At 64.7% G+C, this 10529-nt stretch carries 8 protein-coding genes; 1 reads left to right on the forward strand and 7 read right to left on the reverse strand.

Features of this window, described 5'->3' with window-relative positions:
• The first annotated feature begins 44 nt into the window (after positions 1–44).
• Positions 45–2804 carry a glycogen debranching protein GlgX gene (glgX, locus tag DF196_RS08955; RefSeq protein WP_109057489.1) on the forward strand — a complete coding sequence of 920 codons (2760 nt, stop codon included), beginning with the start codon at positions 45–47 and terminating at the stop codon, positions 2802–2804.
• A 156-nt stretch (positions 2805–2960) separates the two neighbouring features.
• Here the strand turns inward: glgX and rpsI are convergent, their stop codons facing one another.
• The 7 genes from rpsI to DF196_RS08990 form a co-directional block, all read right to left on the reverse strand.
• On the reverse strand, positions 2961–3452 hold the full coding sequence (gene rpsI / locus DF196_RS08960; RefSeq protein ID WP_094666719.1) for a 30S ribosomal protein S9: 492 nt from the start codon (positions 3450–3452) through the stop codon (positions 2961–2963).
• A 22-nt stretch (positions 3453–3474) separates the two neighbouring features.
• Positions 3475–3924, reverse strand: coding sequence for a 50S ribosomal protein L13 (rplM, locus tag DF196_RS08965; protein ID WP_109057490.1), 450 nt, complete (start codon positions 3922–3924; stop codon positions 3475–3477).
• Between the two features lie 300 nt (positions 3925–4224).
• Positions 4225–6390: a 4-alpha-glucanotransferase gene (gene malQ, locus DF196_RS08970; RefSeq protein WP_109057491.1), complete on the reverse strand. Its 2166-nt coding sequence runs from the start codon at positions 6388–6390 to the stop codon at positions 4225–4227.
• A 246-nt stretch (positions 6391–6636) separates the two neighbouring features.
• Positions 6637–7296: an AbrB family transcriptional regulator gene (locus DF196_RS08975; RefSeq protein WP_109057492.1), complete on the reverse strand. Its 660-nt coding sequence runs from the start codon at positions 7294–7296 to the stop codon at positions 6637–6639.
• 103 nt (positions 7297–7399) lie between these two features.
• Complete coding sequence (locus DF196_RS08980; protein WP_109057493.1) at positions 7400–8041, reverse strand: IMPACT family protein; 642 nt, start codon at positions 8039–8041, stop codon at positions 7400–7402.
• A gap of 38 nt (positions 8042–8079) precedes the next feature.
• A complete protein-coding gene (locus DF196_RS08985) occupies positions 8080–9120 on the reverse strand; it encodes an NAD(P)-dependent oxidoreductase (RefSeq protein WP_109057494.1) in 1041 nt (346 codons plus the stop codon).
• A gap of 185 nt (positions 9121–9305) precedes the next feature.
• Positions 9306–10529: CapA family protein (locus tag DF196_RS08990; RefSeq protein WP_170115032.1), on the reverse strand; the 1224-nt coding region annotated here is incomplete at its 5' end.

Consider the following 10529-nt stretch of genomic DNA (forward strand, 5'->3'; position numbering starts at 1 on the left):
ATACGTCCGGACGCGGGCTCAGGGGCCACGTCTACAATGGGTGTATGAGAAATCCACCGTTGCATCGTTACGCTACTCGCCCAGGTTTGTATTTCACCGATGACGGTGGTGCGGACGTCGTGGTCCGCTCGGAGACCGCCGGTCAGGTATGGCTCTGCGTGCTGGAATCCATTGACCAGCCCAGCGCCTTCTTCCAGGACGCCATCCGTCTGTTCTCCGATCCGGGAACCTCGTTCATCCAGCAGATCCACGAATTCCCGGTCTGCACGCGCATCATCGAGCATCTGTATCTGCGTGAGACGCTCTTCCGCATGGACGGCCCCAACTACGGCCTGTGGTACGTCCATCTGCCCAAGGCATGGGATGGCATGCGCTATGGCTACCGCGTGGACGGTGCCTGGGACCCCAAGCACGGCGTGCGGTTCAATCCGTACAAGTTCCTGCTCGATCCGTATGGCAAGGGCGTGGAGGGGGCCATGGAGCTCGATCCGGCCACCTTCTCCTACGCCTGCGAGGTCAAGGACCGCAAGGTAATCGGCTCGGCGTATGGCGAGATGAGCACAGTCGACTCGCTCGGCCATGTGCCGGTGTCCGTGGCCATCGATGACCGCGACGTCCACAAGCACGAGGGCGATCCGGACCACCCGCATGTGCCGTGGCGCAAGACCGTGATCTATGAGATGCACGTCAAGGGATTCACCGCCAACGCACCTTGGCTGCCAGAGGAGCTGCGCGGCACGTACGCCGGCCTTGCGCACCCCATCACGCTGGCGTATCTGCAGAACCTGGGCGTCACGTCCATCGAGCTGCTGCCCATCCAGGCCAAGCAGGACGAGCTGTTCCTACAGGAACACGGCCGCAAGAACTACTGGGGCTACTCCACCCTGAGCTACTTCTCCCCCGAACCCACGTACGCCACCAAGGCCGCGCAGGAGAAGGGCGCCACGGCCGTGCGCCAGGAGGTCATCGACATGGTCCGAGCCCTGCATGAGGCGGGCTTCGAGGTGATCATGGACGTGGTCTACAACCACACGTGCGAGGGCGGTGTGGAAGGTCCCACGATATGCTGGCGCGGCTTGGACGACCTGGCCTATTACCGTCACCAGAAGTCCAATGCGGGCCGTCTGGAGGACACCACCGGCTGCGGCAACACGTTCGACTTCACCAACACGCATGTGGTCACGTTCGCCGTCGACTCGCTGCGGTATTGGGCCAAGCGCATCGGCATCGACGGTTTCCGCTTTGACCTGGGCGTGACGCTGGCCCGTCTCAACGGCGAGTTCACGCAGCATCACCCGTTCCTCTACGCCCTCCGCTCCGACCTGCTGCTGGGCAACCTGAAGCTCATCATGGAGCCTTGGGATCTGGGCAATCTGGGCTGGCGCACCGGACAGTTCGGCATACCGTTCGCCGAATGGAACGACCGCTTCCGTGACACGGCCCGCACGTTCTGGCTGCAGGACGTGGACGGCAGTTCCGATTTCGGCCGCACGCAGATGCAGGAGATGGCCACACGCCTGTGCGGTTCGGCCGATCTGTACGCCACCGATCCGGGGCGCGGCGCCACGGCGTCCATCAACTTCGTCACCTGCCACGACGGCTTCACGCTTACTGATCTGACCCGGTACAACAGCAAGCACAACGAGGCCAACGGCGAGCACAACAACGACGGCTCCTCCGTGAACCATTCCGCCAACTTCGGCGTGGAGGGCGTGACCAAGGAGCCGGAGATCATCGCCGCCCGTGAGCAGGCCGCCATGAACCTGACCGGTATGCTGCTGCTCTCGCTCGGCACGCCGATGATGCTGGCCGGTGACGAGTTCCGTAACACGCAGGACGGCAACAACAACGCCTACTGCCAGGACAACGACATCACCTGGATGAACTGGGACTGGCTGTATTCGCCGCACAAGACGCGCGAAATGCGCCGTTTGGAGACGGTTTCCCGGTTGGTCGCACTGCGTAAGTCGCTGGATCTGTACCATCACGAGGACTTCTTCACCCGCTTGACCCAGTTGGGATTGCTTAAGCCTTCGGATCGCGTGAAGTGGTTCCTGCCGAACGGCCAAGCGCCGATCGAACGCGATTGGTTCGACCTGTCCACGCGCAGCTTCACGATGCGACTGCTCTCCAACAGCGAGGTGGACGTGTGCATCGTGGTCAACGGCGTGGCCGAGGATCGTCAGTTCCATCTGCCTGCGGATAGCAAGTGGATGCCGAAGTGGTGTTCGGCGGAGGTCAACGGACGTTGGCCGGGTCACGGCGACCACGTGGAGTCCGGGGATGCGGCCGAAGACATCAGTGTGTGGATGCAGCACGTGCAGAACGCCAACGAGACCGTGCGCAGGCTGGCGGAACAGGCCCGTGAGACAGCTGCGGCCGGTGATGGGGTTGGGATTGCCGGGGCCTTCGGGGACGCCATTTCAGGCCCTGTGGAGGGTGCTGCGACGGCCGCTGCACCGGGCACGGATGCCAGTGACGCCGATAACGTACGTACCGCCGAATTCAGGGCCGTGAGGTCCTCGCGCACGGCCGCAGGTTCCGGCTCGGCTTCCGGCGTAAGCACGGGTGCCGCGGCCGATGCCGATTCAGTCCAGAGCGCGGAGGATACGCAGCTGCTGAGGATGACCGCGGCCTTGGAAATGGTCGGCAATGCCGCGGCAGCGGCCGTACACGACGACGCCGAACCTTCGGCAGCAGCCGATGCCTCCGGCGAATCCGCAGACAAGCCCGCACCGCTCGATGACAACGTCTGGACGATGCCCGCGCTCAGCATCACCCTGATGAAGCAGATACAGCTCTAGCCGGGCACGTCGGCGGAACGGTGTGCGAGACCGCCGCTCCGCCGACGCCTGCCTGAGATAACGTTCGACGCAATCGGGCGCAAATACGGAGAGCCCCTCCGTGGAACGAATCCACGAAGGGGCTCTCTGTGCTCGGAATTGCAGTAATAAGCGAAATTAACGCTTGGAGAACTGCGGGGCGCGACGGGCCTTGTGCAGACCAGCCTTCTTGCGCTCCACGACGCGGGCGTCGCGGGTCAGGAAGCCGGCCTTCTTCAGGGCGGCGCGGTTGGCATCACGATCGATGGCGTTCAGCGCACGGGCCACGCCGAGACGGATGGCGCCGGCCTGGCCGGTGGTGCCGCCGCCGTCAACGAGGACGATAGCGTCGAACTTGCCTTCGAGCTTGAGCAGAACGATCGGGGAGTTGACCTCACGCTGCAGCAGCTTGGAGGGGAAGTACTCCTCCAGGGTGCGGCCGTTGATGGTCCACTTGCCGGAGCCCGGAACCAGACGGACACGGGCGACAGCCTCCTTGCGGCGACCGGTGCCGTAGCCCGGCTCGATCGCGGAGGTGCCGGTGCCAGCGCCAGCGTTGGTCTCGGTGGTGTAGTTGGTGAGCTCCTCTTCGGTCTCGACAACCTGGGAGTCGTTGGTGTTTTCAGCCATGATTCTTATCTCCTCTCAGGTTTCACTTGGCCTGCTGCGAGATCTGGGCGATCTCGAAGACCTTCGGCTGCTGGGGGGTGTGCGGGTGCTCGGCGCCGCGGAAGACGCGGAGACGATCCAGCTGCACCTTGGCCAGACGGTTCTTCGGCAGCATGCCCTTGACGGCAGCCTTGATGATGCGCTCGGGGTTCTTCTCAAGCAGCTCGGCGTAGGAGTCGCGACGCAGACCGCCGGGACGACCGGAGTGAGAGTAGAGCTCCTTGCCCAGCTTGTTGCCGGTGAGAGCGATCTTGTCAGCGTTGATGACGATGACGTAGTCGCCGAGATCAGCGTGCGGAGCGAAGGTCGGCTTGTTCTTGCCGCGCAGCAGGGTAGAAACCTGGGTGGCGAGACGGCCCAGCACCACATCGGTGGCGTCGACGATGTACCAGTCGTGAGTCAGATCAGCTGGCTTCGGAGTGAAAGTTTTCACTGGATTACCTTTTCTATTCATTGTGTTCCGGGTTTTCGGCTGCTTGATGTGTGCTTGGTCAGAGCGCGCGTTCAAGAAGCGTCGAACCTCTTTATCCGTGGGCTCCCTGAAAGTCCTCGGTGGCGAGTGGGAAAGCGCTTTGAAGGACCCCTTAGGGAAACACAACAATCCACTAGTATATCGCCGGGCTTGACATAGGGCAATGCGGCGTGGTGTGGACAATACGACAAGGCTCCCCTCTTGCGGAGGGGAGCCAGGGAAGCAGGGCGGAGGCTACTTTCGGTTCAGCAGGGCCCTATCTCAGCTGTTGAAGATCTCGGCGAAGCGCTGGGCACCGGGGGTGTCGAAGAGCACTTCGAGCGGGACCACGTTGCCCTTGGCGTTGGCCAGCGGCACACGCCAGTTCGGGTATTCGTTGTTGGTGCCGGGCTGGTTCTGGGCGCGCTTCTCCCCCACCGCGTCGGTGATGGATGCGGCCAGCAGCTTGCACGGCGATCCCTTGAGCGCACGGTAGAGCGCATCGACGATATCCGCCTCGTGCTCCTCGCGGTGTTCGGCGAAGTCGGCGTCGAGGTAGCCCTGCTCCACCAGCATGGTGAGCATGGCGTCCTGCTCGGCCTTGGCGGACTTCTCGAATTCCTCGGCCGGGCCGGTCAGCAGGCCCAGACGCTCGCGAATCTTGACGTGCTCGTACTCCAGATATCCGGCGGCCGGCGGCAGGTCGTGCGTGTTGACCGAGGCCAGGGCGTACGGACGCCACTGGGACGGGGCGCGGAACACGCCGTCGCGCTGCTCGAACCATTCCACCGCGCAGCCGAGGATGCCATGGCTGGACAGGGAGTCGGCCACGTACTCGGGCACCACGCCCAGGTCCTCGCCGACCACCACGCCGTTCGTGCGGGAGGCCTCAAGAGCGAGGATGCCAAGCATGATGTCGGAATCGTAGTAGACGTATGCGCCATCCGTGGCGGGGCGGTTCTCCGGGATCCACCACAGGCGGAACAGGCCCAGGATGTGGTCGATGCGCACGGCACCGGCGCGGGCGAACATGCCATGCACCATGTTGCGGTAGGTGGTGTAGCCGGTTTCCTCCAGGTCGATCGGGCTCAGCGGCGGCTGGCTCCAGTTCTGGCCCTGCTGGTTGAACATGTCCGGCGGGGCGCCCACGGTGGCTCCCTTGGCGAAACGCTCCGGGTGCCACCAGACGTCGGCGCCGAGCGGGTGCACGCCCACGGCCATGTCGTTCATGATGCCGATCTGCATGCCGGCGTCCTTGGCGGCCTGCTGGGCCGCGGCGAGCTGCTCGGAGGCGATCCATTCGCGCCAGCGGTAGACGTCGAGCGTGTCCGGGAACTGGTTCTTGAGTGTGGCGACCTCAGGGGACTCGCGGTTGAACTTGCGCTCCCAGTTGTCCGCGTCGGCAGCGGGGGCACCCCACTTGTCGTAGCACAGGCACCAGGTGGCGTACGCCTCCAGATCGGAGCCGCAGGTCTTCTTGAACTCCTCGAATGCGGCCTGGCGATCGGCGGAGCGGCCGGCCTTGAAGATGATCCACAGGGCGTGCATCTTGCTGCGCCACATGGCGTCGCGATCGATGAGCTGGGGGTCGCCGTTGAGCGCTTCGGCATCGGCGTGCAGACCGTCCACCTGGGCCTTGGCGTCGGCGGCGAGCGCGGCGTATTCCGGCACCGACTCGGGGCGGATGTACGTGAAGTTCACCAGTCGGCGGCTCACGGGCAGGTACGGGGACGGGGTGAGCGGCGAAACGGGTTCGGCGGCGTGCACCGGGTTGATGAGCACGAAGTCCGCGCCGGTCTTCTGCTTGGCGTCCACCAGCATGGTCTTGAGATCCTCGTAGTCGCCCACGCCCCAGGAGCCGGAGGAGCGAATCGAGTACAGCTGGGCCATCCAACCCCACAGGCTGCCGCCCTTCATCGGGTCGAGCAGTTCCACATGGTCGGGGGCGCTGATCAGGGTGGCGTCCTGCATGCGGTTGCCCACGCGCACGTGGAGCGTGTGATAGCCGACCGGCAGGTCGGCGGGGATGATGAGCGCGGCGGTGGAGACGAACGTGCCGTCGAGGTCGTAGGCCTGGGAACCGTCTCCCGGACCGACCGTGATGGTTCCCTCGTATGGTTCGCCGTTCTCCAGGGTGATGGTGGCGGACGGCACGTCGAGGATGCCGGTGTTGACGAAGACCTTGTCTTCCTTGCCGGCGATGTGGAGCACGGTGGGTGCCACCAGACGACCGTGACGACGGTTCAGGATGCGGCGGATGGCGGTTTCCTGAGCGTTCTCGCTGCTGGCGTCAATGCCCAATGCCGCGAGCACCGCCACCAACACATCGTCGTCGATTTCGTGGTAGTCGTGGCTCATGCCTACGTAACTGGTGCCAATACCGACCAATTTGGCCAGCCGAATCAGCGGACGGGCCAATCGAACTTCATTCTCGGTGCGCTCACTCATAGCCCCAGTCTAACGCCGGCGAGCCGCGCCACACCGTATTGGAGGCAAAGCAACGCAGGGGAATTTACGCATATTCGAGGCATGACGCCCCTATTCCGGCGTCCAAATGGCGAACGATTGCCGTGAGACGGGGTGCCCGACGGGATTGTTCATCCCGAAGTCATGGCAACGTCACCGCAAAGTCACCTGGGCCGCAGCGGCATCATTCCGACGTGCTGTGCCGCGATTCATACTGCCAGTCTGCGCTCAGGCCGTCTGCCTGCGGCTTTCCACGGCGTGGCGCACTTCGATGGAGGGATCCTCAGCGAGTTTGGCGAGCATGTCCTGAGAGGTGTTGGGGTTCAGCGCCACGGCGCGACGCACCATCGAGGAGAGTACGGCGGGTGCGCCTTCCTCCAGCGTGGTGCCCAGGGAGCCGAGGAAGTCCAACGTTTCAGCGTCCACTTCCGGGTTCTGCGCGCCTTCGAGACGCATCTTCCAGCTGGTGCGCTTGTTCTTCAGGGCCGTGTCACGCACGGCGGGCACCGGATCCTTGGTCAGGCGGCCCACCAGCCAGTTCTTGTCGTCCGCGTTGCCGGCCACGGCCTGGCGAACGGAGTCGTCCGGATCTTCGGAAAGCTTGACGAGCACGTTCGGGAACGGCATGGTGCTGGCCAGGAACACACGATCCTCCACCGGGGTGTGGGCGTTGCCGGCCACGGCCTCCAACAGTGCGGTGGCGCGCGAGAAGGCGGCCTGGTTGGAGCGGTCCGGCAACGGACGACGCGCGAACTCGGACAGTTCGGCGGAATCCGTGGAGTGGCGCAGACGCTCGTAGGTGGCGGTCAGCGGCTCGAAGTCCTTGGCTTCCTGCGCTTCGGACTGCTCAGTGGATTCGGGCTGCGGTTCGGTGGTTTCGTCGGTCATGTGCTCCAGCTTAATCGGTGGTTCAGTCGCTCGGTGACTCCCCTCAGTCAGCTTCGCCGACAGCTCCCCTCAGGGAGGGGAGCCCAAAAAGGCGCGCTCCAGCTTAATCAAGGGGGACGGGGATGTTGACCATATCTACCGGTTCCGGCGTCACGGCGGCGTTGAACGTCTCCCGCACGCGCTCCTCGAATCGCGCGGTGGCATCGGAGGGAATCACGGCGGTCAGTTGGATATCGGCCGCATATTCCTCGTCTTCCTGCCGGCCGTCAAGTTGCGCGAGGATTTGCTGGAACCGGGCCAACTGCGGATAGTCGAGACGCACACGATAGCGCCGGGCGGTCATGATCCGGGCCGCACGGGCGCTTTTCATCGCCAGCGACGCGGCGGACGAATAGGCCCGCACCAGGCCGCCCGAACCGAGCAGGATGCCGCCGAAATACCGGGTCACGGCGATGACGCAATCGGTGGTGCCGGACTGCTTGAGCACGTCGAGAATCGGCTTGCCGGCGGTGCCGGAGGGTTCGCCGTCGTCGCTCATGCGTTCGGACAGGCGGCCATCGGCTCCCCCGCACACGGCGGCGTACGCCACGTGACGGGCTTTCGGATGCTGCTCGCGGATCGCGGCGACGAACGCGAGCGCCTCGTCAAGCGAATCGACGTGGGCGGCATCGCCGATGAATTCTGATTTCTTCTCGACCAGCGAGTCGTGCGCGGGCTGGTCGGCGGTGTTGAGGATCGTCTGCATGGCTGTGCGGTACGTTAGGTAGGCGGGGCGACGGGCGCTCAGCGCTCGGAGACGACCACGTTGAGGTCCTCGCCAGCGAAGTAGGCGGCGATGCAGGCGACCATCTGGCGGGTGAGCTCACGGAAGGCGCCATCCGTTCGCCAGCCCACGTGCGGGGTGAGCACGATGCCGGGGATGGACCGCAGTGGGTCGTCGGCGGGCAACGGCTCATGGTCGTAGACGTCGAGGGCCGCGGGGATGTCGCCTTTCTGCAGACGTGCGACCAGCGCACCGGGTTCGATGACTTCGGCGCGGGCGGTGTTGATGAACAATGTGCCCGGCTTCAGGTGCGCAAGGTTGTCCGCGGTGATGAGGCCGCGCGTGGCCCCGTCGATGAGCGGCATGTGGACGGAGACCACGTCCGAGGAGGCGATGAGCTCGTTGAGGTCGTCGACGGGCGTGGCGCCGGATTCCTCGAATCGTTCCGCCGGCGTCTGGCTGGTGCGCCAGGCGGCGACCTCCATGCCGAAGGCGCGGGCGATGCGGGCCACGGTGGAACCGATGCCGCCGAGGCCGATGATGCCGAGTCTGCGGCCGGCGAGCTGCAGTCCGTCGCCGAGCGGATTCGCCCAGACGCCGGCCTTCACGCCGCTGCTGAGCTCGCCGACGTGGCGCACCAGTTCGAGCAGCAGTGCGAACGTATGCTCGGCCACCGCGTTGTCGCCGTAGTGGACGGCGTTGCAGATGCGCACGCCGAGTTCGCGCGCGAGGGCGAGGTTGATGTAGCTGGCCACGCCGGTGCCGGAGAAGACGATGCAGCCGACCTTGCCGCCCTCGCCGCCGCGCACGCCGCCGGATAGTCTGTGCAGCAGGTCGTCGGACAGGTGCGGGCCGCCGTTGATCATCACATCCGCTTGGGCCGTACGTTCGACGATGAGGTCGGCGTCCTCGGTGAAGTCCAGGTACAGACGCACGCGGGCCACGTCCTTGAGCACGGGCAGTTGCGCCTTGAGCGGTTCGACCATCGAATCGAGGATCGCGGGCATCACCACGAGCGGGAGGTCGGTGCGTTCGGGCTGGGTTTCGTAGATCTCGGTCATGGGCACCACATTAGGCCGGCGGCGGGAGAAGCGGATGGTTCGGCTGCGATGCAGACATCCTGTGATACATCGGGATCACGGATGGATGGATATCGATGTGACACCAGCGCAATACCGGCACGATGGAGGACAGGCTGCTCGCCACCACCAGCCGTCGCCGGGAGCCGGCACTTGCCGTCAGCCGCTTACTGTGCGGACTTGGCGGCCTGCTCCTGGGTGATGTTCCACTCGCGCACCACGTTCTGGTCGGCACCCATCGAGTAGATGACGTTCCAGATGCGTTGGCGTATCTGCGCGTCGTACGCTTCGTCCCAACAGGCGCCTATGGGGTGGTCGCTGGATATCGGGCACCATTGGTAACTGCCCTGGTGCACGTTGGCGGTGGGCACCCAGTCGATGCGGTTCACGCGCCAGGAGCCCTTGACGCCCTTCTTGCCGGCGAACTGGATGCGCGCGGTGACACCCTGGTTGTTGACCAACGTTTCCGGGGTGTTGGCGGATTCGGTCACCGCGTTGCCCAGGCCGTAGATGATCCAGGTGCCGTTGTAGTTCTCGATGGGCTGGGCGCAGTGGCATCCGGCGCCGTAGATCACGTCGAACGCGCCGGTGTCCGCGAGCTCGTGGGCCTCGGAGACCTGCCAGGAATCGGCGTAGTCGAGGTACTCCTGCACCGAGTGCATGGCGATGGCCACCACATCCGCACCCTGTTCGCGGGCCTTGTTGGCCTTGTCCACCGCGCGTTGGATGTCCGAGTCGTGATTCGGGTCGCCGGCCTCACGCAAGCGGTCCACCTGCCAGTCGTAGTCGGCGGTCATGCCGTTGAGCGAGACGGTGCCGGTCACAAGACCAAGCTTGCCGCCGCCAGTGGGCGAGTCGACGACCAACGGTTTTTCGGAGTCGGCCTCGGTCTTGTACGAACCGGTCTGGGCGATGCCGTCCGCCTCAAGTGTGTCCCACAGGCGTGCAATGCCGTCCGAACCCTGGTCCCAGGAGTGGTTGGTGGCGTGCGTGCAGGCGTTGTATCCCACGTTTCTGGCGGCGTCCGCGACTTCCGGCGGGATGTTGAAAATCGGGTATGCAGAGTAGGGGCCGCCGCGTTGGGCAATCGGCGTCTCGAATTCGCAGACAGCGATGTCCGAGGCTTGGATGTACTGCTTCATCGGCGCGAACAGTGGATCGAAATTGAAGGCGGTGCCATCCGTGGCGTTGGGGTTGGACCCCTGGAAGTGGCTCCACAGGCCCTCATGGAACAGCAAATCGCCATTGACGAGCATGGCGATGCAGTCCGTGTCCGGGCAGTCCGGGGAGTTGCCATGGTGCTCGGTGACCGGCTTGGGTGTGGACTCAGGTTTCTCGAGGGTGGCGGTGGCGCGCTGGTTGGGCGTACCGGTCCGCCCGCTGCCTGCGTG

The organism is Bifidobacterium callitrichidarum (assembly GCF_003129905.1).
Taxonomy (GTDB): Bacteria; Actinomycetota; Actinomycetes; order Actinomycetales; family Bifidobacteriaceae; genus Bifidobacterium; species Bifidobacterium callitrichidarum.